General features: G+C 54.9%; 27 protein-coding genes, 2 tRNA genes and 1 pseudogene. 17 read left to right on the forward strand and 13 right to left on the reverse strand.

Going from position 1 to position 26,017, the window contains the following annotated elements; all coding sequences use genetic code 11:
• Positions 1-251: 251 nt before the first annotated feature.
• Complete coding sequence (gene purR, locus O1722_RS13420) at positions 252-1,277, forward strand: HTH-type transcriptional repressor PurR (protein WP_003857634.1); 1,026 nt, start codon at positions 252-254, stop codon at positions 1,275-1,277.
• Positions 1,278-1,294: 17 nt separating this feature from the next.
• Here the strand turns inward: purR and punR are convergent, their stop codons facing one another.
• Positions 1,295-2,206 carry a DNA-binding transcriptional activator PunR gene (punR, locus tag O1722_RS13425; protein ID WP_033487106.1) on the reverse strand — a complete coding sequence of 304 codons (912 nt, stop codon included), beginning with the start codon at positions 2,204-2,206 and terminating at the stop codon, positions 1,295-1,297.
• Between the two features lie 112 nt (positions 2,207-2,318).
• Here punR and punC point away from each other — a divergent pair, with 112 nt between their 5' ends.
• Both punC and cfa read left to right on the forward strand, forming a co-directional pair.
• Entirely contained in the window at positions 2,319-3,518 is a 1,200-nt protein-coding gene (gene punC / locus O1722_RS13430; protein ID WP_033487108.1) for a purine nucleoside transporter PunC, read from the forward strand.
• A gap of 298 nt (positions 3,519-3,816) precedes the next feature.
• Positions 3,817-4,965 (forward strand): cyclopropane fatty acyl phospholipid synthase, encoded by a 1,149-nt coding sequence (gene cfa / locus O1722_RS13435; RefSeq protein WP_033487109.1) that lies wholly within the window; start codon positions 3,817-3,819, stop codon positions 4,963-4,965.
• A gap of 31 nt (positions 4,966-4,996) precedes the next feature.
• Here cfa and O1722_RS13440 read toward each other — a convergent pair whose 3' ends face one another.
• Entirely contained in the window at positions 4,997-5,638 is a 642-nt protein-coding gene (locus tag O1722_RS13440; protein WP_017384610.1) for a riboflavin synthase, read from the reverse strand.
• A gap of 225 nt (positions 5,639-5,863) precedes the next feature.
• Between O1722_RS13440 and mdtK the strand changes: the two genes are divergently transcribed.
• The 3 genes from mdtK (at position 5,864) to O1722_RS13455 (ending at position 7,548) form a co-directional block, all read left to right on the forward strand.
• Positions 5,864-7,237: an MdtK family multidrug efflux MATE transporter gene (gene mdtK, locus O1722_RS13445; RefSeq protein WP_017384611.1), complete on the forward strand. Its 1,374-nt coding sequence runs from the start codon at positions 5,864-5,866 to the stop codon at positions 7,235-7,237.
• Between the two features lie 153 nt (positions 7,238-7,390).
• Positions 7,391-7,467 (forward strand) — tRNA-Val (locus O1722_RS13450).
• Between the two features lie 4 nt (positions 7,468-7,471).
• Positions 7,472-7,548: transfer RNA gene (locus O1722_RS13455), tRNA-Val, on the forward strand.
• A 178-nt stretch (positions 7,549-7,726) separates the two neighbouring features.
• Here O1722_RS13455 and O1722_RS13460 read toward each other — a convergent pair.
• The 3 genes and pseudogenes from O1722_RS13460 to O1722_RS13470 all read right to left on the reverse strand — a co-directional run.
• Complete coding sequence (locus O1722_RS13460; RefSeq protein WP_080296611.1) at positions 7,727-8,197, reverse strand: Hsp20 family protein; 471 nt, start codon at positions 8,195-8,197, stop codon at positions 7,727-7,729.
• Positions 8,198-8,369: 172 nt separating this feature from the next.
• On the reverse strand, positions 8,370-8,570 hold the full coding sequence (gene glgS, locus O1722_RS13465; protein ID WP_026080713.1) for a cell surface composition regulator GlgS: 201 nt from the start codon (positions 8,568-8,570) through the stop codon (positions 8,370-8,372).
• Between the two features lie 401 nt (positions 8,571-8,971).
• Positions 8,972-9,100: pseudogene (locus O1722_RS13470) on the reverse strand (YdcA family protein); the annotation flags it as partial.
• 344 nt (positions 9,101-9,444) lie between these two features.
• On the opposite strand from O1722_RS13470, the gene O1722_RS13475 reads away from it, so the two are divergent.
• Positions 9,445-11,040, forward strand: coding sequence for an FAD-NAD(P)-binding protein (locus tag O1722_RS13475; protein WP_058686652.1), 1,596 nt, complete (start codon positions 9,445-9,447; stop codon positions 11,038-11,040).
• A 28-nt stretch (positions 11,041-11,068) separates the two neighbouring features.
• Here the strand turns inward: O1722_RS13475 and O1722_RS13480 are convergent, their stop codons facing one another.
• Both O1722_RS13480 and O1722_RS13485 read right to left on the reverse strand, forming a co-directional pair.
• Positions 11,069-11,704, reverse strand: a complete 636-nt coding sequence (locus O1722_RS13480; RefSeq protein WP_015570694.1) for a carbonic anhydrase — start codon at positions 11,702-11,704, stop codon at positions 11,069-11,071.
• Positions 11,705-11,776: 72 nt separating this feature from the next.
• Positions 11,777-12,559 (reverse strand): MBL fold metallo-hydrolase, encoded by a 783-nt coding sequence (locus O1722_RS13485; protein WP_033487112.1) that lies wholly within the window; start codon positions 12,557-12,559, stop codon positions 11,777-11,779.
• 125 nt (positions 12,560-12,684) lie between these two features.
• Between O1722_RS13485 and O1722_RS13490 the strand changes: the two genes are divergently transcribed.
• Positions 12,685-12,825, forward strand: a complete 141-nt coding sequence (locus tag O1722_RS13490; RefSeq protein WP_003857665.1) for a hypothetical protein — start codon at positions 12,685-12,687, stop codon at positions 12,823-12,825.
• Positions 12,826-12,885: 60 nt separating this feature from the next.
• Here O1722_RS13490 and O1722_RS13495 read toward each other — a convergent pair whose 3' ends face one another.
• Together O1722_RS13495 and O1722_RS13500 are read right to left on the reverse strand one after the other, a co-directional pair.
• Positions 12,886-14,292, reverse strand: a complete 1,407-nt coding sequence (locus O1722_RS13495) for a DUF1996 domain-containing protein (protein WP_033487113.1) — start codon at positions 14,290-14,292, stop codon at positions 12,886-12,888.
• Positions 14,293-14,436: 144 nt separating this feature from the next.
• Complete coding sequence (locus O1722_RS13500) at positions 14,437-14,604, reverse strand: hypothetical protein (RefSeq protein WP_032653328.1); 168 nt, start codon at positions 14,602-14,604, stop codon at positions 14,437-14,439.
• Between the two features lie 245 nt (positions 14,605-14,849).
• On the opposite strand from O1722_RS13500, the gene O1722_RS13505 reads away from it, so the two are divergent.
• Genes O1722_RS13505 through O1722_RS13520 form a run of 4 tightly spaced genes read left to right on the forward strand, consistent with a single transcriptional unit; the run spans position 14,850 to position 17,913 of the window.
• Positions 14,850-15,680: an ABC transporter substrate-binding protein gene (locus O1722_RS13505; RefSeq protein ID WP_044488997.1), complete on the forward strand. Its 831-nt coding sequence runs from the start codon at positions 14,850-14,852 to the stop codon at positions 15,678-15,680.
• Between the two features lies 1 nt (position 15,681).
• The gene (locus tag O1722_RS13510; protein WP_015570698.1) at positions 15,682-16,497 is read left to right on the forward strand and encodes an amino acid ABC transporter ATP-binding protein; all 816 of its coding nucleotides are present in this window, start codon (positions 15,682-15,684) and stop codon (positions 16,495-16,497) included.
• On the forward strand, positions 16,497-17,243 hold the full coding sequence (locus O1722_RS13515; protein WP_033487115.1) for an amino acid ABC transporter permease: 747 nt from the start codon (positions 16,497-16,499) through the stop codon (positions 17,241-17,243). Before O1722_RS13510 ends, O1722_RS13515 begins: the two co-directional genes overlap by 1 nt.
• Positions 17,227-17,913 (forward strand): amino acid ABC transporter permease, encoded by a 687-nt coding sequence (locus tag O1722_RS13520; protein WP_033487116.1) that lies wholly within the window; start codon positions 17,227-17,229, stop codon positions 17,911-17,913. Before O1722_RS13515 ends, O1722_RS13520 begins: the two co-directional genes overlap by 17 nt.
• On the opposite strand, the gene fumD is transcribed toward O1722_RS13520, so the two are convergent.
• The 4 genes from fumD to O1722_RS13540 form a co-directional block, all read right to left on the reverse strand.
• Positions 17,894-18,103 (reverse strand): fumarate hydratase FumD, encoded by a 210-nt coding sequence (gene fumD, locus O1722_RS13525; RefSeq protein WP_003857676.1) that lies wholly within the window; start codon positions 18,101-18,103, stop codon positions 17,894-17,896. The genes O1722_RS13520 and fumD overlap by 20 nt on opposite strands.
• 108 nt (positions 18,104-18,211) lie before the next feature.
• Positions 18,212-19,024 (reverse strand): MetQ/NlpA family ABC transporter substrate-binding protein, encoded by an 813-nt coding sequence (locus tag O1722_RS13530; RefSeq protein ID WP_003857677.1) that lies wholly within the window; start codon positions 19,022-19,024, stop codon positions 18,212-18,214.
• Positions 19,025-19,047: 23 nt separating this feature from the next.
• A complete protein-coding gene (locus O1722_RS13535; RefSeq protein ID WP_033487117.1) occupies positions 19,048-19,716 on the reverse strand; it encodes a methionine ABC transporter permease in 669 nt (222 codons plus the stop codon).
• Complete coding sequence (locus tag O1722_RS13540) at positions 19,709-20,731, reverse strand: methionine ABC transporter ATP-binding protein (protein WP_033487118.1); 1,023 nt, start codon at positions 20,729-20,731, stop codon at positions 19,709-19,711. Before O1722_RS13540 ends, O1722_RS13535 begins: the two co-directional genes overlap by 8 nt.
• 399 nt (positions 20,732-21,130) lie before the next feature.
• On the opposite strand from O1722_RS13540, the gene O1722_RS13545 reads away from it, so the two are divergent.
• From O1722_RS13545 to lpp, 5 genes are all read left to right on the forward strand, one after another.
• Positions 21,131-22,501 carry a pyridoxal-phosphate dependent enzyme gene (locus O1722_RS13545; RefSeq protein ID WP_032670056.1) on the forward strand — a complete coding sequence of 457 codons (1,371 nt, stop codon included), beginning with the start codon at positions 21,131-21,133 and terminating at the stop codon, positions 22,499-22,501.
• A gap of 12 nt (positions 22,502-22,513) precedes the next feature.
• Positions 22,514-23,659, forward strand: a complete 1,146-nt coding sequence (locus O1722_RS13550; protein WP_017693564.1) for a trans-sulfuration enzyme family protein — start codon at positions 22,514-22,516, stop codon at positions 23,657-23,659.
• 36 nt (positions 23,660-23,695) lie between these two features.
• On the forward strand, positions 23,696-24,028 hold the full coding sequence (gene ynhH, locus O1722_RS13555; protein ID WP_418235933.1) for a protein YnhH: 333 nt from the start codon (positions 23,696-23,698) through the stop codon (positions 24,026-24,028).
• A gap of 7 nt (positions 24,029-24,035) precedes the next feature.
• Positions 24,036-25,457 carry a pyruvate kinase PykF gene (gene pykF, locus O1722_RS13560; protein WP_015570703.1) on the forward strand — a complete coding sequence of 474 codons (1,422 nt, stop codon included), beginning with the start codon at positions 24,036-24,038 and terminating at the stop codon, positions 25,455-25,457.
• Between the two features lie 312 nt (positions 25,458-25,769).
• Positions 25,770-26,006: a murein lipoprotein Lpp gene (gene lpp, locus O1722_RS13565; protein ID WP_001082307.1), complete on the forward strand. Its 237-nt coding sequence runs from the start codon at positions 25,770-25,772 to the stop codon at positions 26,004-26,006.
• The last annotated feature ends 11 nt before the right edge of the window (positions 26,007-26,017 follow it).

Here is a 26,017-nt window from a genome sequence, read left to right on the forward strand (position 1 = left end):
TTTTACACAGTTCAGGTCAAAAATCTTCCAGGATTTAAGCGGATATCCACTTTACCTCTTCCCCTTTTCATCAAGATAGGACAAAATTCCACGCTAAATTTATTAGCGTACCGGCCACTGACCCCCTCCTGACGTCCTGTGTCGTTTTCCCGGCGTGTCGCAACTCATGTTTGCGTGATAAGGGTGAGAGAAGGCAAACGTTTACCTTCAATTTTTTCAGGAGCTTAGGATATGGTCTGGAGTGACATTTAATGGCAACAATTAAAGACGTAGCAAAACGCGCAAACGTTTCCACCACAACCGTATCACATGTTATTAACAAAACGCGTTTCGTCGCTGAAGAGACGCGTAATGCCGTCTGGGCGGCAATCAAAGAACTGCACTACTCGCCAAGTGCCGTCGCCCGCAGCCTGAAGGTTAATCACACCAAATCGATTGGCCTGCTGGCCACCAGCAGTGAAGCGGCCTACTTTGCTGAAATCATCGAAGCCGTTGAAAAAAACTGCTTCCAGAAAGGCTATACCCTGATTCTGGGCAACGCGTGGAACAACATTGAAAAACAGCGCGCTTACCTGTCAATGATGGCGCAAAAGCGCGTCGACGGCCTGCTGGTAATGTGTTCTGAATACCCTGAGTCGGTCCTTTCCATGCTGGAAGAGTATCGCCACATTCCGATGGTGGTCATGGACTGGGGCGAAGCGCGCGCAGACTTCACCGACTCCGTAATTGATAACGCCTTTGAAGGCGGCTACATGGCGGGGCGTTATCTGGTAGAACGCGGTCATCGTGAAATTGGCGTGATCCCGGGTCCGCTGGAGCGTAACACCGGAGCTGGCCGTCTGGCCGGTTTCATGAAAGCGATGGAAGAGGCGCTGATCACCGTGCCGGAAAACTGGATTGTTCAGGGCGACTTCGAGCCGGAGTCGGGCTATCGCGCCATGCAGCAGATCGTCTCCCAGCCGCATCGCCCTACCGCGGTGTTCTGCGGCGGCGACATCATGGCGATGGGCGCGCTCTGCGCGGCGGATGAACTCGGCCTGCGCGTCCCGCAGGATATCTCGGTGATCGGCTATGACAACGTGCGCAACGCCCGCTTCTTTACCCCGGCGCTGACCACCATTCACCAGCCGAAAGATTCGCTGGGTGAAACGGCCTTCAACATGCTGCTGGACAGGATCGTCAACAAGCGTGAACAGTCCCAGTCCATTGAAGTTCACCCGCGCCTGATTGAACGCCGTTCCGTTGCGGACGGTCCGTTCCGCGACTACCGTCGTTAATCACTTTACGGGACCAGCTATGCTGGTTCCCGCAACCACTCCCGGTTCAGCGTTTCGCTGTCGCCCAGATAATCCAGCAGCCAGTCCATGGCGGGCGAGACGTCGTTTTGCTGCCACGTCAGACAGCACGCGGCATCCGGGAAGGGGTTTTCCAGCGTCAAGGCCACCCACTCTCCCGCATCGATGCGCGGGCGCGCAAAATGCACCGGCACCATGCCAACGCACAGCCCCGCGCTCAGACAGGTGGCCGACGACTCCCAGTCCGGCGCGACCACGCGGCGCTGATTATCCAGCAGCCAGGTAATGCGCTTGGGCAGCGAGCGGGAGGTATCTTCCAGCACCAGCGAGGGCCAGTTGCGTAAGGTGTCATCGCTCAGCGGACCTTCCTGCGCCGCCAGCGGGTGATCGCGCGCGACCACGCAGGTCCAGCTCAGCATGCCCATGTCGCGAAACGCGTAGCGCCCCCCAACCGGGATCGCCTGGGTTGCACCAATCGCCATCTCCGCCCTGCCGTCCGCCAGCGCATCCCAGACGCCGTTGAACACTTCCTGCGAAACACGCAGTTCGACGTCGGAAAAATGACGATAGAAATCGACGATCATCTGCCGGGTCCGCTCCGGCTTAACGATGTTATCCACCGCGATAGCGAGATGCCCGCGCCAGCCGTTGGCGATCTGCTGGCACTGCTCACGGGTGATCTGCATTTTTTTGATAACAGACCGCCCTTCCTTCAAAAACCACGCTCCGGCAGGCGTGAGCTCCACGTCGCGATGGCGCCGCTCGAACAGCGGGACCGCCAGCCACGCTTCCAGCTGGCGCACCGTATAGCTGATAGCCGAGGGAACGCGATGCAGCTCCTGGGCGGCACCGGTAAAGCTGCCGTTACGCGCCACGGCATCAACCACTTCAAGGGAATAATCTGACCACATCTTTAGCCTGCAAATTTTTTGAATGCACCCGCCAAATATTAGCGTTTCACAAGCCGCTTTGCACTCCCTACACTCTGCGCCAACGTACACCTGCCTCCTCAGGAGAAAAAAAGTGCAACCCAGGAAAGGATTTTTAGTCTGGCTCGGCGGCTTAAGCGTGCTGGGCTTTTTGGCGACCGATATGTATCTGCCCGCGTTCGCCGCGATGCAGGAAGATTTGCAAACCCCTGCCGCCGCCATCAGCGCCAGTTTAAGTTTGTTCCTCGCTGGCTTTGCTTTTGCGCAATTGCTGTGGGGGCCGCTCTCGGATCGTTTTGGCCGTAAGCCCGTCCTGTTGTTGGGGCTGGCGATTTTTGCCGTAGGCTGTCTGGGCATGATGTGGGTCCGCGATGCCGCCTGGCTGCTGGCGCTGCGCTTTATTCAGGCGGTCGGTGTCTGCGCCGCTGCGGTCACCTGGCAGGCGCTGGTGACCGATTACTACCCCGCCTCGCGCACTAACCGCATATTCGCCACTATTATGCCGCTGGTCGGCCTGTCGCCGGCGCTTGCCCCGTTACTGGGCAGCTGGATCCTCGCGCATTTCGACTGGCAGGCTATTTTCGCCACGCTCTTTGCTATTACGCTGGTCCTGATGCTGCCTGCTTTCGGGCTTAAACCTGCGCATAAAAAAGAGACGCATCCGGACGCAAAGCCCATCACCTTTACCTCTTTACTGCGGTCGAAAGCCTATCGCGGTAACGTGCTGATTTATGCTGCCTGCTCTGCCAGCTTCTTTGCCTGGCTGACCGGTTCGCCGTTCATTCTGCATGACATGGGCTACAGCCCGGCGGCTATCGGCCTGAGCTATGTACCACAGACCATCGCCTTCCTGGTGGGTGGCTATGGCTGTCGCGCCGCGCTGCAAAAATGGGAAGGCCAACAGATGCTGCCCTGGCTGCTGGTGCTGTATGCCCTAAGCGTGATTGCGACCTGGGCTGTCGGCTTTATTCCCGGCGCCGGGCTTGCAGAAATTTTGATTCCGTTCTGCGTCATGGCGATCGCTAACGGGGCTATCTACCCTATCGTTGTAGCCCAGGCGTTGCGTCCATTCCCGCAGGCGACAGGCCGCGCTGCCGCGCTGCAAAATACCCTGCAACTTGGCCTGTGCTTCCTGGCAAGTCTCGTGGTCTCTGCGTTGATTGCAACCCCGCTGCTCACCACCACCAGCGTGATGCTGGTCACCGTTGCGCTGGCGGGATTGGGCTATCGCATGCAGTCCTCAGCCCATCGCGAGCAGAGTGAAAACGCGCAGACAGAAACGTCGCACGCCTGATTGCGCGGGAAACTATGTTAAATACCAGTGATTAGGTTGCTAACAATTTTCTGTTGAATCACCAAATTTTGCGGCCTATACTAAATTTGGTTCGATTAAATACGATAAATATTAAGTGTTAACGGGAGCCGGAGCGCTCCCGTTTTACCATGGAAGGCATTTCGGCAAGGGTTATCTCCCTTCCTCTGTTCTACGTCGGATATTAGCCTCGCGGGCATTTACCGTGAGATTTCTCACAAACCAAAAAAGCGTCTACGCTGTTTTAAGGTTCTGATCACAGCAAGGTGATGGAGAAGCTATGAGTTCATCGTGTATAGAAGAAGTCAGCGTTCCGGACGATAACTGGTCCCGGATCGTCAGTGAACTGTTGGGACGTGCGGGCATTACGATTAATGGCTCATCCCCCTCCGATCCCCAGATAAAGCATCCCGATTTTTTCAAACGCGTGTTACAGGAGGGGTCGTTAGGGCTGGGTGAAAGCTATATGGACGGCTGGTGGGAGTGTGAGCGGCTGGATATGTTCTTCTCCAGCGTATTACGCGCCGGTCTTGAAAAACAGCTCCCTCGTCATTTCAAAGATACCTTACGCATTGCCTCCGCCCGCCTGTTCAATCTGCAAAGTAAAAAACGGGCGTGGATCGTCGGTAAAGAGCATTACGACCTGGGCAACGATCTGTTCAGCCGTATGCTCGATCCTTTAATGCAGTACTCCTGCGGATACTGGAAAAAAGCGACGACCCTGGAAGAGGCGCAGCAGGACAAGCTGCAACTGATCTGCGATAAATTGCAGTTACAGCCCGGTATGCGTGTGCTGGACATCGGCTGTGGCTGGGGTGGTCTTGCCTGGTTTATGGCGAAAAATTACGGCGTCAGCGTAGCCGGCGTCACGATTTCCGCTGAACAGCAGAAGATGGCGCAGGAACGCTGTCTGGGTCTGGATGTTGATATTCGGCTTCAGGACTACCGCGACCTGAACGAGCAGTTCGATCGCATTGTTTCCGTAGGTATGTTCGAGCACGTGGGGCCGAAGAACTACAAGACTTACTTCGAGGTCGCCGATCGTAACCTGAAGCCTGAGGGAATTTTCCTGCTACACACCATCGGCTCTAAACGCACCGATAACAATGTGGATCCCTGGATCAACAAATATATCTTCCCGAATGGCTGTTTACCCTCTGTTCGCCAGATTGCGAACGCCAGCGAACCGCATTTTATTGTGGAAGACTGGCATAACTTCGGCGCAGATTACGACACCACCCTGATGGCCTGGCATGAACGTTTCCAGGCTGCATGGCCTGAAATCGCCGACAACTATTCGGAACGATTCAAACGGATGTTTAGCTATTATCTGAATGCCTGTGCGGGCGCGTTCCGTGCGCGGGATATACAGCTTTGGCAGGTGGTGTTTAGTCGTGGGATTGAGCACGGTTTGCGTGTGGCTCGCTGAAAAAATAACCCCGGTTAACCGGGGTTATTTTTTATTCTTCTTCCACGGTTTTTATTATCGCCGCCTCTTTCGCCGCCAGTACGCGCTCAACGGTATCCACGACCGCCTGGGTCTGGGGATCAATTTCGATATTTACGCGCTGCCCCAGTTTTTTTGCGCCAAGCGTAGTACGTTGCAGCGTTTCAGGAATTAAATGCACGCAAAAACGCGTTGGCGTCACTTCACCGACGGTCAGACTAATCCCATCGATGCCAATAAATCCTTTATACAGGATGTATTTCATTAATGACGGATCCTGCACCTTAAACCAGATTTGACGGTTATTTTCCGAGGTCACGATTTTCGCCACTTCTGCGGTGGTCATAATATGGCCCGACATCAGATGCCCGCCAATCTCATCGCTGAATTTCGCCGCGCGTTCAACGTTGACGATATCTCCCACCACAAGCTCACCCAGGTTAGTGATACGCAGCGTCTCTTTCATTAAATCAAAGCTAATCTGGTTACCGTTAATTTCGGTCACCGTCAGGCAGCAGCCGTTATGCGCTATCGACGCCCCGGTTTCAATGCCGTCGAGCATATATTCAGGCAGCTCAACTACGTGAGTGCGGAAATTCGGTTTTTCATCAATGGACACCACTTTGGCAGTGCCCTGCACAATACCAGTAAACATGCTTACAGCTCCTGTTCATTCCGAACGGCGATGACACCGTATAATCCCACCACAATAACAGTTGAAAAAACAGGTTGCCAGTGATGCGCAATTTCTGGCGATTTTTTCACTAGATAATTAGTTAAACCCCGCTACAATAGCTGGCATCCCTCTGTTTTTTCTTCTTGCTGCCAGTAACGGCGGCCTTTTTAGTCTCTCAAATAACTACAATACAAAGGTGTTCACGTGCAGAAGTATATGATCGAAGCGCGTCAGTTATTGGCACTGGCCATACCGGTGATCGTCGCGCAGGTAGCCCAAACCGCAATGGGATTTGTGGATACGGTAATGGCCGGTGGTTACAGCGCCACCGATATGGCCGCCGTGGCGATCGGAACCTCAATCTGGCTTCCGGCCATTCTTTTTGGTCACGGCCTGCTGCTGGCGCTGACGCCCGTTATCGCTCAGCTTAACGGCTCCGGTCGACGCGACCGCGTGGCCCATCAGGTGCGCCAGGGCTTCTGGCTGGCCGGGGGTGTCTCCGTCCTGATTATGATCGTCCTGTGGAACGCCGGGTATATTATTCGCGCCATGCATAATATCGACCCGGCGCTGGCGGATAAGGCGGTCGGTTATCTGCGCGCCCTGCTCTGGGGCGCGCCCGGCTATCTGTTCTTCCAGGTGGCACGTAACCAGTGTGAAGGGCTGGCAAAAACCAAGCCGGGCATGGTGATGGGCTTTATCGGCTTGCTGGTGAACATTCCCGTGAACTATATCTTCATTTACGGTCATTTTGGCATGCCGGAACTCGGCGGCGTGGGCTGCGGCGTGGCAACGGCTGCGGTGTACTGGGTGATGTTCGGCTGTATGCTCACCTACATTAAACATGCGCGATCCATGCGTGACATTCGTAACGACACCTCGTTCAGCGCACCTGACTGGACGCTCATGACCCGTCTCATTCAGCTGGGGTTACCCATTGCGCTGGCGCTGTTCTTCGAAGTGACGCTGTTTGCCGTCGTCGCCCTGCTGGTCTCGCCGTTAGGGATTATTGATGTCGCAGGACACCAGATCGCCCTGAACTTCAGCTCTTTGATGTTCGTCCTGCCGATGTCCCTGGCTGCCGCGGTGACGATTCGCGTGGGCTTCCGTCTGGGGCAAGGCTCGACGCTGGACGCGCAAACGGCAGCCCGCACCGGCCTCGGCGTCGGCGTCTGCATGGCAGTCTGTACCGCGCTCTTTACCGTGCTGTTGCGTGAGCAAATTGCCCTGCTCTATAACGACAACCCGGAGGTAGTGACCCTGGCCTCGCATCTGATGCTGCTGGCGGCCATTTATCAGATCTCTGACTCCATCCAGGTGATTGGCAGCGGCGTGCTGCGTGGGTATAAAGATACGCGTTCCATCTTCTTTATCACCTTTATCGCTTACTGGGTGCTGGGTCTGCCGTGCGGGTACATTCTGGCGCTCACGGATCTGGTGGTGGATCGCATGGGGCCAGCCGGATTCTGGATGGGCTTTATCATCGGCTTAACGTCTGCGGCCATTATGATGATGCTGCGTATGCGCTTCCTGCAACGTCAGCCGTCTGCGGTAATTTTGCAGCGCGCTGCACGTTAATAACACAGTAGCCGCCGCCTGGCGGCTACTTTCTCTTCACTTTGCGCGGTAATGAAGCAATCGCGTGAAATCAGAGAGAAAAATGCATTTTCCCTCTTGCCACCTTGGGGCTGTGCCGCTAATATTCGTCCCCGTTGTCACCGACAACACAATGCGTTCATAGCTCAGTTGGTTAGAGCACCACCTTGACATGGTGGGGGTCGTTGGTTCGAGTCCAATTGAACGCACCATTCTGCGTCTGTAGCTCAGTTGGTTAGAGCACCACCTTGACATGGTGGGGGTCGATGGTTCGAGTCCATTCAGACGCACCAATCTTTTTTCCCGCACATTTCATTCCCGTTCAGCCTCATGCAGAGGCAGCAAACCTTTTAAGCACATCGAAAGTGACCTCCAGCCCGCGCGTACCGGGAAAAGCGGAATGGCATAAGCCCCATCAGGTTAGCAAAACGCCCGGCGTTTGCCGGGCGTGAAAACAACGTCAATCAATGATTACGGCTTATGTTCAATCGCCGGGTTGTTGTTGATGGCGATGCGCTGCGGTTTCTCTTCTTCCGGGATATCCTGGTGTAATTCAATCGCCAGCAAGCCGTCTTCCAGCGAAGCGCCGGTTATTTTCACATGCTCCGGCAGACTATAGCTGGCCCGGAAGTCGCTGCGGCTGATACCCCGATGGATCCACCCTTCTTCGCCGTTTTCGGTTTTCTCTTCTTCACGTTTACCGCTGATATTCAGCTGACCGCCAACGGTTTCAATTTCCAGTTCGCTCTCTTTCCAGCCCGGCACGCTCAGCGTCAGTTCATAGCGGTTATCACCCACCCGCCGGATATTGTAAGAAGGCGTGGAGGGCAACGGCGTACTGCCGGTTAGCTGGCTAAAAAGGCGATCGATACGGTTAAAACGGTCCGCAAACAGAGAGTCGGAGAGATCGTTCAACATGGGAAAAGCTCTCAGAGTCATCATGTACCTCCTGAACAGTAAAAAAGAATATTCAAAAAGTTCATGTCTTACGGGCAGGTATTCCTTACCCGCTTTCTATATGAGGTTACCGCACAATATTTCAACCTCAGGAGCCTGCAAAATGTAGCTGGAACCTAAAAAACGCAACGGGCCGTTAAGCCCGTTATTCGTTACATCATCGCAGTTCTATCACTCTCGCCCGCTCAGCCTGCTTTCGGTAGTGGTCATATCGCTCCCGGAACCATGCCTGCTGTTCATTACTCATATTGCCGGTCACGGCATCGATATCAACTGGCTGGCCCAGGGCGTACATACGGGCAAAACTGCGTGCCAGAAAATCAAAATTCTTTAATGCGTTTATATCTTGTCGCTTCATTAGCATATCCCTCCAGTCATTGTGATTACTGTTCAAGGTCATATGCTTTTCTGATCTCAGTATCCGCCTGAAAAAGATCGTTTTTTGAGCGATGCGTGCGCATCCATCTGCCAGTGTTCACATTTCAGGAACGACAAAACTCTTCAGCCCTGGTCATGATTTTCCCTCCCTTTTATCACTCATGCAGAAAGCATAAACGCCAGCCATGCAGTAAGTTCGCCATGTAGCCGGAAGGTGCGAACGGCATGCTTTAATGCCAGACGCTGTTACAGGTCGTCCAGCGCGTGCAGGTGGTTTTCCACCTGCAAGCGTCTTATCAGTGCGAATAACAGACAAAGAACGTTTACACTGGCGGAGGGGGAGGGTTTTACCTGCCGGGGCGGTTCGGAGGCACCATAACCTGAACAGAATCGCTTCGACTGGCTCAGACTTCCGTCATTGCAGACAAAACGACCATCCGATGTACAGTGTGCTATGCCACCTTTTGAGCCCGAGCAGGGCTGTCTTCCACGGGCGGCATCAGCCTGCATGTTAAAAAGTACACTGACCGTAAGATGGAGAATTCTCCTGATAAAATCAGCTGGTTCTCCTCACTGACGCTGTGCAGGTCAAGCCCGCCGGCGAAGTTACCGTACTTTTTAACCCCCATCACATACAGATAATCGTTAAACCTGGGACCAAACAGTCTTTCCTTTCAGAAATCAGGTAGAATCATATCTAATCAGCCAGGGTCAATTGAATTGACCTTCCCATAAGTTCAGGAAGGGGCGCAACATCCCCTCTTCAAAACGTCTTAATTTTTTCCTTCATTGAATGATTTAACCTTTCTCCTGCTACGCTTATTTTATGGTTCAGAAATGCAGGAACGCTTTCGATGAAAAAAATCGCCATTATCGGCTCAGGCCCAACAGGGATTTACACCTTTTACTCACTTCTTAACAACGCAGCGCCGCTTTCGATCACCGTGTTCGAAAAGGCAGACCAACCCGGTGTCGGGATGCCCTACAGCGACGAGGATAATTCCCGGCTGATGCTGGCGAACATCGCCAGTATCGAAATCCCGCCCATTTTTATTACCTACCTCGACTGGCTCAAACAGCAGAGTGCGGCCCATCTTGCCCGCTATAACGTCGATAGTGAGAAACTGCACGACCGGCAATTCCTGCCGCGTATTCTGTTGGGTGAATATTTTCACGATCGGTTTCTCGCCGTCGTTGCTGAGGCGAAAAAGTCGGGCTTTCATGTCGAGGTGCACCCCAACGCAGAAGTCACGGATATTAAGGCTGATGCAGACGGCGTGGCCCTTTCAGTGAACGATGCCCCTTTCTCAAGGCGGTTTGATCTTGCGGTTGTTGCCACCGGCCACGTCTGGCCTGATGAAGATGAAACCACCCGCGCATATTTCCCAAGCCCATGGTCAGGGCTGATGGACGCGGAGGTCCGAGCCTGTGAGGTGGGGATCATGGGTACCTCCCTCAGCGGGCTGGACGCTGCAATGGCGGTTGTGATGCAGCATGGCCGGTTTAGCGGGGAGCAGTTCGTTGTCAATAAAGGCAGCGAAGGGTTAAATATCACGCTGATGTCCCGCACGGGCGTTCTGCCGGAGGCCGACTTTTACTGCCCTATCCCTTATGAACCGCTGTCCGTGTTAACGGAGTCTGTGGCGGAAAGTGAAATCGCCAAAGGCCCGGACGGGCTGCTTGACCGCATCTTTGCGCTGATGGTGAAAGAGCTCGAGCTGGCCGATCCGCGCTGGTGCCAGGCGATATCGCTCGGTACGCTGAATGCCGACACGCTTCGTGATGTCTGGTTTGAGGATCGTAAAAAGCATGGCCCTTTCACCTGGGCCGAAGCGAATCTGAAAGAAGTGGAGCGCAACAAGCGCGAAAAACGCACCGTTGCCTGGCGATATACCGTGCTTCGTCTGCATGAAGTGGTTCAGGCCATCGTCCCTTCACTCAATGAGCGTGACAGAGATCGGTTTAAATCCGGGCTGGAGCGTGTGTTTATCGATAATTATGCCGCCATTCCACCGCAGTCTATCCGCCGGTTACTGGCGCTGCGCGAGGCAGGGATCATTAGCGTGGTCGCACTCGGTGATAATTACGACCTGGATATCGGCAGCGATCAGACCGTCATCACCACGGCAGAAAAGCGTTACCGCTTCGACGTGTTTATTGATGCGCGCGGGCAAAAGCCACTCAGAAACAAGGACATTCCCTTCCCCACCCTGCGTAAACAGCTTGCGGAAACCGGCGATGACGTCCCGGACGTGGGGGAAGACTATACGTTGCTGGCGCCTGCATCACTGCGGGGGCGCATCGCTTTTGGGGCGATCCCCTGGCTGATGCACGATCATCCCTTTGTTCAGGGTTTGTCTGAGTGCGCTGAAATTGGTAAAGCGATGGCGAAAGCGGCTGGAAAACCTGCGTCGGGCGTGCGAAGGAAGTTACCATTCATGGAATTTTAACAGAGCTTCCCTGCCCTGCGGGGTCGGGTTACTCGAAGAAGACGTCCGGGTTTTCCGACAGCGACACGAACGATTTAGTGTTCTTGTCCAGGGCAAGGATTTTGCCGCTTTCGATGTCATATACCCAGCCGTGCAGGCGAATGGCGTTGTTGCGCAGGCCTACCGCCACCGACGGATGGGTCTTGATATTGCTCAGCTGCGCAAAGACGTTCTCCTGCACCATCGCATTCACCTTATCGATTGGCTTATCCCATGTTTTCTTCTCAACCACCGCTTTTGCCGCATCAGAATAGCGCAGCCAGTGGGAAACGGCCGGCATCGGCTCCAGATCGGCGTTGTCAGCAATCGCCTTCATTGCGCCGCAGTTTGAGTGGCCGCAAATAACGATATCGGTCACGCCCAGGGCAACAACAGCATATTCGATGGTCGCAGAGACACCGCCAGGCTCCGGCCCGAACGGAGGCACAATGTTGCCCGCGTTTCGAATGACAAAGAGCTGTCCTGGCTCCTGTTGCGTAACCAGTTCCGGAACCAGACGGCTGTCGGAGCAGGAGATGAACAGCGCTTTGGGATTCTGACTGGACGCTAAACTACGAAAAAGCTCTTTACGTTGCGGGAAAATCTCTTTTTGAAAGCTGAGAAAACCTTCAATGATATGTTGCATAGCCATTTCTCTTTTATCTGTTTTAGTTTAGGTATGATCGCGATCACACTCGTAAAATTTAACCACCGCGCCTTAGCCGAGACAAGCAATATATTTCTGGCCCGACCGCTGCACGATCTCATCCGCGTTCGCGGGGATGTTCTGCCCTTCAAAGGCCCCGTACAGGCGCTGGTACGTTTTCCCTGTCAGTCGACCGATCATCGACTCAACGGTGCGGGCAGGCAGCGGCAGCATATTCGGATAACTCCACATAAACGACACGGCGTCCTTACCGGGCGTAACCTGCAAAATATCACCGGCCAGCAGCACGCCGTCGCCAGACTGCCAGTGCAGCACCGTGCCGCCTGCAAAATGCCCGCCCAGCCGCAGAAGAGTCACCAAAGGCATAATCTCCAGGGCGTCCTCCTCCCAGAAGCGTATCGCCGGGCTGTCACGCATCACCCACTGCCGATCGCTGGCGTGCAGGTAGATCGGTGCGTTAAATGCCGCGGCCCACTCTTGCATGGTGGTGTAGTAATGCGGGTGCGAAATCGCGATCGCGCTGATCCCCCCGAGCGCGTCAACTAACGCTCTGGTCGCCAGGTCAAGATTGGCGATGCAGTCCCACAGAACATTGCCCTGTGGCGTACGCAGCAGAAGCGCCCGCTGGTTGATGGCAAAAGAGGGAACAGTTTTGATGCTGAACAGCTGCGGCTCCAGCTGTTGCCATTTGTTGGTGTGCGTGGTCGTAAGGCTGTCGAAGTCCGTCCATGTCTGGCCCGTCACCGGGACATACTGGCGCTCATCGTCGCAAATCGGGCAGTTTTTGGGCTGTTCATCGTAAGCGGTACCGCAGGTTTTACAGAGTGTAATCATCGGCTTTCCTCAGCAATAAATCACTGAGTATGGCAGGGATTATCCATATGTGCTGAGGGGTGCCTGGCCCGCTTTTTTTGACTTATACTATGCCAGTATCAAAAACTGAATAACGCAGGTGGCACATGGAAATTGATCTCGATAACTTAGTCTTTAACGGGCTGGATGAAGCAGAAGAGCGCAACGCGGAACGTCTCGACGATGCGGATAAAAAAGCTCAGGCGATTGTCGCCGATGACGACTGCGGCGATGCCTGCAAGATCTGAAGAAAAAGCACCGGGCTCCCCGGTGCTTTTTTTTTTATGAATGCCTTTTGCTACCCGCTATCAGATCTCCGGCGTTTTGCTAAACCCGGTCAGCATCAGGATCAGGCTTTGGGGAGATGACCCCGTCTCAAACTGATAGTGATTTCCCTGACGATCGCCGCCGATATACCACGAAATGTCGGTTTTCCCTTCTGCCAGCGCCTTGCGCACCGCTTTATCCACGTCCACCATCCGGTATTCGCGGGACTGGTTCAGGTACACCACCGCATCCGAGCGATAGTTGCAGGACGGTCGTGACTGCCAGCTCACGGTGGCCGGTTCCCAGTCGTTACTCGCCGGATAGAAGAAGATTTGATCCGCGCCGTCAGTTTCCACTTTCCCGCCATAAATTCTCACGCGGTATTTAAACTTGGCAGGATCCTGTCCGACAGGCAGCGGAGGGATGTTGAACTTCACCAGCGACAATGTTTCGCTGTTTTTCGTGCGTCCACCGTTCTTCCAGTTATCCTGCACCAGTAAGACCTGGGGATCGGGCTGTGAAAGTGCCGGTTCCATGCTGCTGAGCCAGACGTTAGCCTTCGCTTTTGAATAACCATACGGCACGGTGGTGCCGCAATCCATTCCTCGGTTCATGCACAGGTCGGTCATAAATCGCGCGGCATCTTCCGTCCAGCCGTTCATGAAGTCAGCATGCGCCGTATACAGGCTCCCCCACCGCTCTTCACGCTCACTGCCATGCATGATGGGGTCGAGGGAAAGCTGGACTTTACTGGTATCCAGAGAGCTAATTGTCGGGAGCACGTACGCAATATTCATGTTCACCGTCGGGATCTTCACCGGGAAGGCGGACGGACACTGTCCTTTCGTATCGTAGGTGGCGTTAGCCAGGCCGTGGGCGGGCTTCAGGTTGACCCCGTCCCAGCAGTTCGGGAACTGAATGCCGATATTAAACTGCACGGCATCCTTCGCCTTGCGTAAGCCGCAGACTTCACCCGTTCTGGTGGTATAGCCCTTACCATTGGCGCATAAAAAGGTGATATGCGGATTTGGCGCGGTGCCATGATGATCGCCCGCCAGCAGCGACAGCCCCGGCGGAAACGGATGAAGCGGCCAGGCGTCAACATTCGATGCCTGATAATAGGTTTTTTGATAGGCGGGTTTGACCACCGTTCCGTCCGGCAATTTTAGCGACGGAGCCCAGTAGGCCGAGCTGTCTGCTTTGTTATCGCAGGTGGTCTTTTCCTGGGTACGCAGAGATTCACGGCTGGAGTAAGCATCCGCGTGCACGTTACCAAAAAAATCGTGCAGCATAGCCTCATTGGGCATGCCGAACATCATAATGGCATCATCGCCGAGGGTGTGGGAATAACTGCATACAACATGCGCCTGTGGACCAGCGTGTGCCGCCTGCATGGTAAGCAGAAGTGCGGAGGCAGAAAGCGCGGGGGTTAATACTGTCCGTTTCATTATTATCTCCATCTGTGAAAGGAGATAGTGGTAACAAAACGGCCATCATTTACCGAGGATTTGCCTGGGTATTTTTCCCTTCATCCTCGCTTTACAGACACCACGCACAGCTCATTCCAGTACATTTCGCGCGTCCGGCGCAGTTCAGCGTGACGTTTTATCATGGAACCACTCCGGGTCGATGTTGGCTACGTCCACGCCATACAGGCTGGCGACAGGCAGTATTGACTCAAGAACACGTTGCGCGCTGTTCTCCGCATTCACTGGTCGGGGCGCAAAAAACCGCCGTAACGTGCTTATCCATTTTTTCATCGTCATTACCCTTCTCGCTTAACCTGTCCTCAGTTAAACACCCAAATTGCGCCCGGGGGAAATATCAAAATCCACTGTCGATGTGCAGGATCTGCAAATAGCGCCCCGCCGTCTGCTCTCTTCTTTAACACCTTGTTCACTCATGCTTTTTTTCTCATAGCAAAGAACGATTTCTTATTTGGCGATAGCTTTCCCTTATGGGAGCGTAACGGGGTAAAACAAAAACAACGGGATGGCGTATGACTATGGCTGCAAAAATGAAAGGGTTTAAAAAACGGGCGCAGGTTCTGGGATTAGTGGCAGCCTGGGGCCTGGTTTCAGCGCAGGCGCAGGCCGATCGGCTGGCGGATATCAAGGCAGCAGGCGTGGTGAAAGTGGCCACGTTTGATGCCAATCCACCCTTTGGCTCGATTGATGCCAAAACGCATGAGATAGTGGGTTACGACGTGGACTTCGCCAAAGCGCTGGCGAAATCGCTTGGCGTAAAGCTTGAACTGGTCGCCACCAATCCGGCTAACCGTATACCGCTGCTACAGTCCGGAAAAGCGGATCTCATCGTGGCGGATATCACCATCACTCCGGAACGCGCACAGGTCATTGATTTCTCGACGCCTTACTTTGTCACCGGCCAGCAGTTCCTGGTTCCGGCAAAATCACCGGACAAGCTTGATGACTATAGCCGGGCACGCATTGGCGCCGTAAAAGGTACGACGGGTGAACAGGCGCTGCACCAGCGTTTTCCGCAGTCCCGCGTCCTCTCTTATGATGATATTCCGCTGGCGCTGACGGCACTGCGCAATGGCAACGTGCAGGCCATTACCCAGGACAGCACCATTCTGGCCGGTCTGCTGGCGCAGGCGCCGGATAAAGCCGACTTCAAAATCCTGCCCGACCTGCTCAGTAAAGAAGAGATTGGCGTGGGGGTGAAAAAGGGTGAAACGGCGCTGCTGAAAGCCGTTAACGATGAGCTGGTAACCCTGGAGAAAAACGGCCAGGCGGCAAAAATCTATGACGTCTGGTTCGGTCCAGGCACCCCAGCTCCACAGCCTCGTAACTTTAAAATAGAAGCCCGGTAATATGCTCTCAGGTTTATTTTCACGCTCCGCGGCCAATGCCGCGGATTTTTCACGTCTGGAACAGGCCAGCGTTGAGTTTCGCCATGTGGACAAACGCTACGGCGACCATCCGGTTTTAACCGACATTAACCTCACCATCATGCCGGGTGAAGTGGTTGCCATTCTCGGCCCTTCGGGTTCCGGAAAATCGACCCTGATTCGGCTTATCAACCAGCTTGAGAGCCTGAGCGGCGGGGAGATTCTGATCGACCACAAGCCGACCGGACAGCTTTCCGGCAGCAGGCTACGTCAGTTACGCAGCCGCGTCGGGTTTGTGTTCCAGCAGTTCAATCTCTATGCCCACCTTACCGCCAGTCAGAACATTACCCTGGCACTGGAGCACGTTCACGGCTGGAAACCCCTGCCTGCCCAGGAGCGCGCGCTGGCGCTGCTGGAGAAGGTCGGCATGCTGGAGAAGGCGCACCGCTTCCCCGCTGAACTTTCCGGCGGACAGCAGCAGCGCGTGGCGATTGCCCGTGCTCTGGCCTCGTCGCCGCAAATCATTCTCTTTGACGAGCCGACGTCGGCACTCGACCCGGAAATGATTGGCGAAGTGCTGTTTGTGATGAAAACCCTCGCGCACAGCGGGATCACCATGATTGTCGTTACCCATGAGATGCAGTTCGCCCGGGAAATTGCCGATCGAATCGTCTTTATCGACGGCGGAAAAATTCTGGAAACCGCGCCCCCGGCGCAATTTTTCAATCAACCGTCGCATCCCCGTGCGAGGCGTTTCCTGCAAAAAGTGCTGGATCCGCTGCATCAGGAGCAACTGTAATGCCCGCTCTGGACTGGCAGGGGGTGCTGGCCGGACAGCCCCTGCACTGGATCCTCTCCGGATTTCTCACCACTCTGTGGGTGACGCTGACGGGGATTATGCTGGCCAGCCTGCTCGCCTTGTTCTTTATGCTTTTGCGGCTTTCCGGAGGACGTTTCGGGACATTGATCGTCAGCTGCTGGGTATCGCTGTTTCGCAATACGCCGCTGCTGGTACAGCTGCTGTTCTGGTATTTCGCCGCCTGGAACGGGTTGCCGCAGGGGCTGCGTGAAGCGGTGAACGCAGACCACAGCTGGTCCATTTTACCCGGTGACGTCTGGTGGTTTACGCCCGAGTTTTTATGCTCCGCCTGGGGGTTAGGCGTCTTTACCTCGGCGTTTTTAATTGAAGAAGTGGAATCGGGGCTGCGTTCCGTACCTGCCGGGCAACGGGAGGCGGCGCTCGCTCAGGGATTTTCCTCATGGCGTCTGTTTCGCTACATTCTTCTGCCACAGGGGCTCGCTAACGCGTGGCAGCCCGTCGTCGGCCAGTACCTTAACCTGATGAAGCTCTCCTCGCTCGCGAGCGGGATTGGCTTCGCCGAACTGACCTACCAGGTCCGCCAGATAGAAAGTTACAACGCCCATGCACTGGAAGCCTTCACCGTCGGTACGGTGCTCTACTTGCTTACCGGGATGGTGACGGGAAGCGTGCTGGTGCGCCTCGGCCCCCATTCAGGGAGGAAATATCATGATCCCCGGATTTAACGTTATTGTCGAAAACCTGGATTATCTGCTTTGGGGACGTGCTGCTGCGGGAGAACCCGGCGGCGTACTGCTCTCACTGCTGATGGCCGCAGGCGCCGCCGCGCTTGCCCTGCCCGGCGGGATTGTGCTGGCTTGCGTCGCCTGGCGCTATCCCTGCGTGGTGCGCAGTGCGCTGTTTGCGTGGGCAGAGTTGATTCGCGGGATCCCCCTGATCTTCGTGATATTCTGGATGTGGTATCTGCTGCCACTGATAACCGGCAGGGATCTCCCGGGCGCGACGACCGTCACGCTGGCGCTGGCCTGGTTTACCGCGGCTGCGGTGATGCATTCGGTGTTAGCCGGACTGAGAGCTCTGCCGTCGGGCCAGAATGAGGCCGCGCTTTCTCAAGGGTTCAGTACGCAGCAAACGCTGTGGCGCGTGCTGCTGCCGCAGGCGCTGAGAAATATTCTGCCGTCGCTGGTGGGGATTTTTATCAGCCTGCTGAAGGATACGTCGCTGGCGTTTATCGTGAACGTTCCTGAACTGACCACGGTGGCGGGACAGATCAACAACCGGGTGCAAATTTACCCGGCGGCCATTTTTATCTTCACGGGTGTAATCTATTACCTGCTCTGCTGCTCGCTTGAGCTGCTCGCGAAGCGCTGGCGCGTCAGCCGGCCAGCGCTTTAACCACCGTTTCCATCGCTTTGGTGGTCAACTCACTGCGCTTAACGCGCTGGTTCGCCAGCGCGGTACGCAGAACGCCCGCAATGACAATATGTTTCGGCTCCTGCCCTAAATCACGCATTTCGAGAACGACCTTGCCTACCACCCGACACATCTCCTGGTAAAGCGCTTCGTCTTTGGTCACATTGCCCATTGCCATCACTCCGTTGCCCTAAACCGTCAGCTTAAATCATTCGTCGGCTGGATACAAAAAAGAAGCCCGGCGTGTAGTTCGCCGGGCTTCGTCTGGAAAATCAGGAGATTAGTTGTTTACCGGGATGACTGCGCCTTTGTATTTGGTGCGGATCCAGTCCTGAATTTCTTTGGAGTGCAGCACGTTCACCAGCGCGACGATATCCTTCTTCTTCTCGTCACCGCGATGAACGGTAATGATGTTGGCGTACGGGTTATTCTCACCGCTTTCAACCGCAATTGGATCGTGCACCGGATCCAGACCGGCATCAATTGCGTAGTTGGCGTTGATCACCACCGCAGCACCTTCGTCGTTGTTGTACATCTGCGGCAGCAGAGATGCCTCAACGTTAGGGGTGAATTGCAGCTTTTTCGGGTTCTCCACGATATCGCTGATGCGCGCGGTCACTTTATCGATGCCTGGCTTCAGCTTGATCACGCCCTCTTTTTCGAAGATGGAGAGAATACGCCCTTCCTCGGAAACCGCATCACGCATGATGATTTTGCCGCCTTCCGGCAGATCCTTCAGCGATTTGTATTTTTTCGAATAGATACCGATCGGCTCAATGTGGATTGCGCCCGCACTGACAAAATCATAATCCTTATCGCCCGCGTGATCTTTCAGGACGCTGTTCAGGTAAGGGATGTGCTGGAAATAGTTGGCGTCAATGTCATGCCCCGCCAGCGCCGTGTTTGGCAGAATGTAGTCCTGGAACGGTTTAATCTCCAGATCGATCCCCTGCTTCGCCAGAATCGGCTTAGCCTGCTCCAGAATTTCCGCGTGCGGGGTGTTGGACGCCCCCACGGTGAGCGTGTCCGCCCAGGAGGCAAAGCTCAGGGCACTCAGGGTTGCGGCGGCGATCAGTGTCAGTGTCTTTTTCATGATGTGGTTCCTGTGTGTATTTATTAGCGTTTATCTAACAGTGAAGTAATGGCATCGCCGCAGAACTGGATAATGAACACGATGATCAGAATGGTCACCGTTGCCACCAGCGTGACGTCACCATGGTTGCGCTGGAATCCTTCCAGATAAGCCAGATTTCCCAAACCGCCGGCACCTATCACCCCTGCCATTGCGCTGTAGCTCACCAGCGCAATCAGCGTCACCGTCATACCTGAAACCAGTGCGGGTGAAGATTCCGGCAATAAAACCCGAAACACTAACGTGCTCAGCCGCGCGCCCATCGAACGCGTGGCCTCAATGACTCCTTTGTCTACTTCTCGCAAGGCAATCTCGACCAGACGGGCGTAGAACGGCGCCGCGCCCACAATCAGGGCGGGCAGCGCAGCGTTAGCGCCGAGAATGGTCCCCACAACGGTCTTGGTGAACGGGATCAGCAGAACGATGAGAATGATGAACGGAATCGAGCGGAACACGTTCACCACAATCGACATCACGCTGTAGACCGTGCGGTTGTGGAATAACCCGCCGCGGGCGGTTAAAAACAGCGCCAGACCGAGCGCGATCCCCAGGGCAAACGTCGCCACGCCGGAAAGCGCGGTCATGTAAAGCGTCTCCTGGGTTGCAGCCCAAAGCTGATCCCACTTCAGGTGCGGAAAGAGTTCTTCAGTCATGCTTGATTACCTCGCCTTCAATATCGCTTTGCTTCAGGTCGGCGAGGATATTGTTCAGTTGTTCGTCCGATGCCACCACGTGCACCCAGAGCTGCCCGAAAACACCGTGGGCGGTTTGCGTCATTTTGCCGTGCAGGATGTTAAACGGCAGGCCGTAGCGCAGGGTCAGTTCACCGACGATCGGCCTGTGCGTGCTGTGCCCGGTGAAGGTCAGCCTGATCACCGTGCCTTCCAGATCGTTTGCCAGTTCGGTATTGAAGGTCTCTTCCTCCGCGTACTGGCTCACCTGGCGGACAAACTGCCGGGTGATCGGCTGCTGCGGACGCGTAAACACGCTCAGCACGTCCCCCTCTTCCACCACCTTGCCGTTTTCCATCACCGCCACGCGGTCGCAGATTTTGCGCACCACGTGCATCTCATGCGTAATGAGTACGATGGTCAGGTTAAAGCGACGGTTAATGTCCAGGAGCAGATCGAGGATCTGATCGGTGGTCTGCGGATCCAGCGCCGAGGTGGCTTCGTCACACAGCAGTACGTCCGGATGATTGGCCAGCGCGCGGGCAATGCCCACACGTTGTTTTTGCCCGCCGCTCAGCTGGGATGGGTAGGCATTCTCGCGCCCCTTCAGGCCGACCAGCTCCACCAGCTCGGCAACGCGAGCCTGAATTTGCGCTTTTGGCACACCGGCAATTTGCATTGAAAAGGCGATGTTTTCCTTCACCGTGCGCGACCAAAGCAGATTAAAGTGCTGGAACACCATGCTGATTTTCAGGCGTGCCTGACGCAGCGCTTCTCCCTTCGCGGCGGAGATATCCTGACCGTTAATGGTGACGCTGCCGGCGCTGGGCTTTTCCAGACCGTTCAGCAGACGGATCAGCGTACTTTTCCCGGCCCCGCTGTAACCGATGATCCCGTAAATCTGTCCCTGCTCTATCGTCAGGTTGACGTTATCAACGGCTGTCAGCGCCTGTTTCCCGTTGTCAAAAACCTTCGAAATATTGCTGAGTACAATCATTCTTATTCGTTATCCGTTTCGCATATAGCGGTTTAGCAGTATGGATGTCCAAAAGATAGTAAACAGCCGTTATCAGCTTTTAAATGACCAAAAAAGAATTTCTTATAATGCTCAGGAATAAGCAGCGAACTGGCGGGTGAAAAGCATTTAGATGAATATCAGCAATAATTATCTGCCATTTGCATATCAGGTCTTACTCACCCGACGAAATCGGCTAATTTTGCAGCACTTTATGCGGATATAGCCATCCTCACATCCGGACAACTTTACGTCTTGCTGTCTTTCCATCTGAAAACACAAGGATTATTCCTTTCCGTTCTAAAACTCAGTGAAAGGTTCTTTATTGAGAAAATTTCATGGTTCTATCATCCGGTCATCACCTCTTCACAGGACATGACCATGACGCTTTACCACTCCGTCACCGAACTGATTGGCCGTACGCCGCTCATCCAGCTGCACAAGCTGGACACCGGCCCCTGCTCGCTATTTCTGAAGCTGGAAAACCAGAATCCCGGCGGCTCGATTAAAGACCGCGTCGCGTTGTCGATGATTAATGAAGCCGAGCGTACGGGCCAGCTACGGCCCGGCGGCACCATTATTGAAGCCACGGCGGGGAACACCGGCCTGGGGCTGGCGTTGATTGCGGCGCAGAAGGGCTACTCGCTGATCCTGGTGGTGCCGGACAAAATGAGCCGCGAGAAGATTTTCCACCTGCGCGCGTTAGGGGCGCAGGTCGTGCTGACCCGTTCAGATGTGAATAAAGGGCATCCGGCCTACTACCAGGATTATGCCCGGCGGCTGGCGAACGAACTGCCAGGCGCGTTTTATATTGATCAGTTCAATAACGCGGCCAATCCGCTAGCGCACCGCACCACTACCGCACCGGAACTGTTTGAACAGCTTGACGGCCAGATCGATGCCATCGTCGTCGGCGTGGGGTCCGGCGGTACGCTGGGTGGCTTACAGGCGTGGTTTGCAGAACATTCGCCGCAGACGGAATTTGTGCTTGCCGATCCGGCCGGGTCGGTGCTGGCGGACCAGGTTGAGACCGGACACCATCACGATGCCGGATCGTGGCTGGTTGAAGGGATTGGCGAAGACTTTATCCCTCCGCTGGCGCACATCGAAGGGGTTAACCGCGCCTGGCGCATTACCGATCGCGAGGCGTTCACCACCGCCCGCGATCTGCTAAAAACGGAAGGGATCCTGGCAGGCTCCTCCACCGGCACGCTGCTGGCGGCGGCGCTGAAATATTGCCAGGCGCAGACTACGCCAAAACGTGTGGTCACCTTCGCCTGCGACAGCGGCAATAAATACCTCTCGAAGATGTTCAACGACGACTGGATGCGCCAGCAGGGGCTGATTTCGCGTCCGCAGGCAGGCGATCTCTCGGACTATATTGCCCTGCGCCACGATGAAGGCGCGACGGTGACTGCCGCCCCGGACGACACGCTTTCCACCGTGCTGGCCCGCATGCGCCTGTACGACATCTCCCAGCTGCCGGTGCTCGATAACGACAAGGTCGTCGGCATCATCGACGAGTGGGACCTGCTGCGACACATCGGGGGAGATGCCGATCGCTTCTCTCTCCCCGTGACGGCGGCCATGACGCGTCAGGTCGAATATCTGGATAAGCAGGCCCCGGAGAGCGCCCTGTACGCCATCTTTGACCGTGGCCTGGTGGCGATTATTTATGACGAAGATCGCTTTCTGGGTCTGATCACACGCAGTGACGTACTCACCGCCTGGCGTAACCGCCTGACAAAATAAAAGGAGCGAAAGATGAAAAACCTGGCCACCCTCAGCGTTCACAGCGGTGAGTATCACGACCCGCACGGCGCCGTGATGCCGCCAATTTACGCCACGTCGACGTTTGCGCAACCGGCACCGGGTGAACATACCGGCTACGAATACTCCCGGAGCGGCAATCCAACCCGCCACGCGCTGGAGACCGCCATCGCCGAACTGGAAGGCGGCACGCGCGGGTACGCTTTCGCGTCAGGGCTGGCAGCCATTTCCACCGTGCTCGAACTGCTGGATAAAGACAGCCATATCGTCGCCATTGACGACGTGTATGGCGGTACGTATCGCCTGATCGAAAACGTGCGCAAGCGCAGCACCGGGTTACAGGTGAGCTGGGTTAAGCCGGACGATGTAGCCGGGCTTGAGGCCGCCATTCGCCCGGACACCCGCATGATCTGGGTGGAAACGCCAACGAACCCGCTGCTGAAACTGGCCGACCTGGAGGCCATCGCGGACATTGCCCGGCGCCATAATGCGATCAGCGTGGCGGATAATACCTTCGCCTCCCCGGTCATTCACCGGCCGCTGGAGGCGGGGTTCGATATAGTGGTCCACTCCGCCACTAAATATCTCAACGGTCATTCAGACGTGGTTGCCGGGCTGGCTGTTGTCGGGGCAAATAAGGATCTCGCGGAGCGTCTGGGCTATCTGCAAAACGCGGTTGGCGGCGTTCTGGATCCGTTCAGCAGTTTCCTGACGCTGCGGGGGATTCGCACCCTCTCTCTGCGCGTTGAGAAGCACAGCGCCAACGCACTGGCAATTGCGCAATGGCTGGAGCAGCATCCGCAGGTAGACCGCGTGTTCTATCCCGGGCTGGCGTCACATCCCCAGTATGCGCTGGCACGCAGACAAATGGCGCTGCCGGGCGGCATGATCTCCGTTGTGATTAAAGGCGATGTGCAACGCGCGGCAGAGGTGATCCGTCATCTTACGCTCTTTACCCTGGCGGAAAGTCTGGGCGGTGTGGAGAGTCTGGTGAGCCAGCCCTACAGCATGACCCACGCCTCCATACCACTGGCGCAGCGTCTTGCAAACGGTATTGTGCCGCAGCTTATCCGCCTGTCGGTGGGGATTGAGGATGCGAAGGATCTGATCGCCGACCTTCAGCAGGCGCTGGAAAAGTGAGCAAAAAACGGCGGGCGTTGCGCCTGCCGTCATAAGATGACATTAGACCTTAACGCCTTGATAACAAACTTATGTGAATCTGCACAGATTGTTTTGAAACGCTGTTTCCATTTTCCTTTTTACTGTAAATCAGCGTATAATGCGCGCCAAATCCCTGGTGAATGGTTTCAGCGCTTGGAATACAAAAAACAACGTACAACTTCTCCTCTCCTTCGTTGGGCTGGCACTCAGGCACACTTTCTTCTGCACGCTCATTTGATGTCACCTATTCTTAGTGCGTGTCATATACTCTTTCGCAACACAGGTTTGACTCCGCGGCGGTGCGCCCCCGGAGCGAGATTTCCATATCCTTCCCAACTTAAAGACTAAGACTGTCATGAAAAAGACGAAAATTGTTTGTACTATCGGCCCGAAAACCGAATCCGAAGAGATGCTGAGCAAAATGCTGGATGCCGGCATGAACGTGATGCGTCTGAACTTCTCCCACGGCGACTATGCTGAACACGGTCAGCGTATCCAGAACTTGCGCAACGTGATGAGCAAGACCGGGAAAAAAGCGGCAATCCTGCTCGACACTAAAGGTCCTGAAATCCGCACCATCAAACTGGAAGGCGGTAACGACGTTTCCCTGAAAGCGGGCCAGACCTTCACCTTCACCACCGACAAATCCGTTGTAGGTAATAACGAAATCGTTGCCGTGACCTACGAAGGCTTCACCAGCGATCTGTCCGTTGGCAACACCGTGCTGGTGGATGACGGCCTGATCGGCATGGAAGTGACCGCGATCGAAGGTAACAAGGTTATCTGTAAAGTGCTGAACAACGGCGATCTGGGCGAAAACAAAGGCGTTAACCTGCCGGGTGTGTCCATTGCTCTGCCAGCGCTGGCTGAAAAAGACAAACAAGACCTGATCTTCGGCTGCGAACAAGGCGTGGACTTCGTTGCTGCCTCCTTTATCCGTAAACGTTCTGACGTGGTTGAGATCCGTGAGCACCTGAAAGCGCACGGCGGCGAGAACATTCAGATCATCTCCAAGATCGAAAACCAGGAAGGCCTGAACAACTTCGACGAAATCCTCGAAGCGTCTGACGGTATCATGGTAGCGCGTGGCGACCTGGGCGTTGAAATCCCGGTTGAAGAAGTGATCTTCGCGCAGAAGATGATGATCGAGAAATGTGTTCGCGCGCGTAAAGTGGTTATCACCGCAACGCAGATGCTGGACTCCATGATCAAAAACCCACGCCCTACCCGCGCTGAAGCAGGCGACGTAGCAAACGCCATCCTCGACGGTACCGATGCCGTTATGCTGTCTGGCGAATCTGCAAAAGGGAAATACCCTCTGGAAGCGGTCGGCATCATGGCGACCATCTGTGAGCGTACCGACCGCGTGATGAAAAGCCGTCTGGATTACAACAACGACAGCCGTAAACTGCGCATCACCGAAGCCGTGTGCCGTGGTGCGGTAGAAACCGCTGAGAAACTGGAAGCCCCACTGATTGTCGTGGCGACCCAGGGTGGTAAATCTGCGCGTGCCGTGCGTAAATATTTCCCGGATGCGACCATTCTGGCGCTGACCACCAACGAAACTACCGCGCGTCAGCTGGTGCTGAGCAAAGGTGTGATCCCACACCTGGTGAAAGAGATTGCCTCTACCGATGATTTCTATCGTCTGGGTAAAGAAGTGGCTCTGGAACTGGTTGATTGTGGCCTGGCCCAGAAAGGCGACGTGGTGGTTATGGTTTCTGGCGCGCTGGTTCCAAGCGGCACCACCAACACTGCATCTGTCCACGTGCTGTAATATTTCACGAACAAATTATTGTTTTGTTAAAAAGCGTCCTTCGGGGCGCTTTTTTTATTCCCGCCTTTAACCAGAACTATTCAAAAAGCAAATCGGGTTTTTCTATTTAATCGCGATTTATCTAAGATGAATCCGATGAAAAATGCCTTTTTTAACATAGCTTTTTCGTCAAAATTGCCGATTTCGTTGCTTCTTTGAGCGAACGATCAAAAATAGGCGTAATCCCATCAAAAAAATATTCTCAACCCAAAAAACTTTGTGTAATACTTGTAACGCTACATGGAGATTAACTCAATCTAGAGGGTATTAATAATGAATCGTACTAAACTGGTACTGGGCGCGGTAATCCTGGGTTCTACTCTGCTGGCAGGTTGCTCCAGCAACGCTAAAATCGATCAGCTGTCTTCTGACGTTCAGACTCTGAACGCTAAAGTTGACCAGCTGAGTAACGACGTGAACGCAATGCGTTCCGACGTTCAGGCTGCTAAAGACGACGCAGCTCGCGCTAACCAGCGTCTGGACAACCAGGCTACTAAATACCGTAAGTAATAGTACCTGTT

The organism is Enterobacter cloacae complex sp. HYC003_NIDB, from assembly GCF_056673375.1.

What these genes read in the sequence shown, in the direction of transcription:
- O1722_RS13510 (WP_015570698.1), top strand. Translation starts at nt 15,682, where the DNA reads ATGCTCTCAGGTTTATTTTCACGCTCCGCGGCCAATGCCGCGGATTTT.
- O1722_RS13550 (WP_017693564.1), top strand. Translation starts at nt 22,514, where the DNA reads ATGAAAAACCTGGCCACCCTCAGCGTTCACAGCGGTGAGTATCACGAC.
- O1722_RS13535 (WP_033487117.1), bottom strand. Translation starts at nt 19,716, where the DNA reads ATGACTGAAGAACTCTTTCCGCACCTGAAGTGGGATCAGCTTTGGGCT.
- cfa (WP_033487109.1), top strand. Translation starts at nt 3,817, where the DNA reads ATGAGTTCATCGTGTATAGAAGAAGTCAGCGTTCCGGACGATAACTGG.
- purR (WP_003857634.1), top strand. Translation starts at nt 252, where the DNA reads ATGGCAACAATTAAAGACGTAGCAAAACGCGCAAACGTTTCCACCACA.
- O1722_RS13490 (WP_003857665.1), top strand. Translation starts at nt 12,685, where the DNA reads ATGGAAATTGATCTCGATAACTTAGTCTTTAACGGGCTGGATGAAGCA.
- O1722_RS13485 (WP_033487112.1), bottom strand. Translation starts at nt 12,559, where the DNA reads ATGATTACACTCTGTAAAACCTGCGGTACCGCTTACGATGAACAGCCC.
- pykF (WP_015570703.1), top strand. Translation starts at nt 24,036, where the DNA reads ATGAAAAAGACGAAAATTGTTTGTACTATCGGCCCGAAAACCGAATCC.
- O1722_RS13480 (WP_015570694.1), bottom strand. Translation starts at nt 11,704, where the DNA reads ATGCAACATATCATTGAAGGTTTTCTCAGCTTTCAAAAAGAGATTTTC.
- O1722_RS13500 (WP_032653328.1), bottom strand. Translation starts at nt 14,604, where the DNA reads ATGAAAAAATGGATAAGCACGTTACGGCGGTTTTTTGCGCCCCGACCA.
- O1722_RS13520 (WP_033487116.1), top strand. Translation starts at nt 17,227, where the DNA reads ATGATCCCCGGATTTAACGTTATTGTCGAAAACCTGGATTATCTGCTT.
- O1722_RS13515 (WP_033487115.1), top strand. Translation starts at nt 16,497, where the DNA reads ATGCCCGCTCTGGACTGGCAGGGGGTGCTGGCCGGACAGCCCCTGCAC.
- O1722_RS13505 (WP_044488997.1), top strand. Translation starts at nt 14,850, where the DNA reads ATGGCTGCAAAAATGAAAGGGTTTAAAAAACGGGCGCAGGTTCTGGGA.
- glgS (WP_026080713.1), bottom strand. Translation starts at nt 8,570, where the DNA reads ATGAAGCGACAAGATATAAACGCATTAAAGAATTTTGATTTTCTGGCA.
- lpp (WP_001082307.1), top strand. Translation starts at nt 25,770, where the DNA reads ATGAATCGTACTAAACTGGTACTGGGCGCGGTAATCCTGGGTTCTACT.
- O1722_RS13440 (WP_017384610.1), bottom strand. Translation starts at nt 5,638, where the DNA reads ATGTTTACTGGTATTGTGCAGGGCACTGCCAAAGTGGTGTCCATTGAT.
- O1722_RS13495 (WP_033487113.1), bottom strand. Translation starts at nt 14,292, where the DNA reads ATGAAACGGACAGTATTAACCCCCGCGCTTTCTGCCTCCGCACTTCTG.
- O1722_RS13530 (WP_003857677.1), bottom strand. Translation starts at nt 19,024, where the DNA reads ATGAAAAAGACACTGACACTGATCGCCGCCGCAACCCTGAGTGCCCTG.
- O1722_RS13460 (WP_080296611.1), bottom strand. Translation starts at nt 8,197, where the DNA reads ATGATGACTCTGAGAGCTTTTCCCATGTTGAACGATCTCTCCGACTCT.
- fumD (WP_003857676.1), bottom strand. Translation starts at nt 18,103, where the DNA reads ATGGGCAATGTGACCAAAGACGAAGCGCTTTACCAGGAGATGTGTCGG.
- O1722_RS13475 (WP_058686652.1), top strand. Translation starts at nt 9,445, where the DNA reads ATGAAAAAAATCGCCATTATCGGCTCAGGCCCAACAGGGATTTACACC.
- O1722_RS13540 (WP_033487118.1), bottom strand. Translation starts at nt 20,731, where the DNA reads ATGATTGTACTCAGCAATATTTCGAAGGTTTTTGACAACGGGAAACAG.
- punR (WP_033487106.1), bottom strand. Translation starts at nt 2,206, where the DNA reads ATGTGGTCAGATTATTCCCTTGAAGTGGTTGATGCCGTGGCGCGTAAC.
- O1722_RS13545 (WP_032670056.1), top strand. Translation starts at nt 21,131, where the DNA reads ATGACGCTTTACCACTCCGTCACCGAACTGATTGGCCGTACGCCGCTC.
- ynhH (WP_418235933.1), top strand. Translation starts at nt 23,696, where the DNA reads ATGACATTAGACCTTAACGCCTTGATAACAAACTTATGTGAATCTGCA.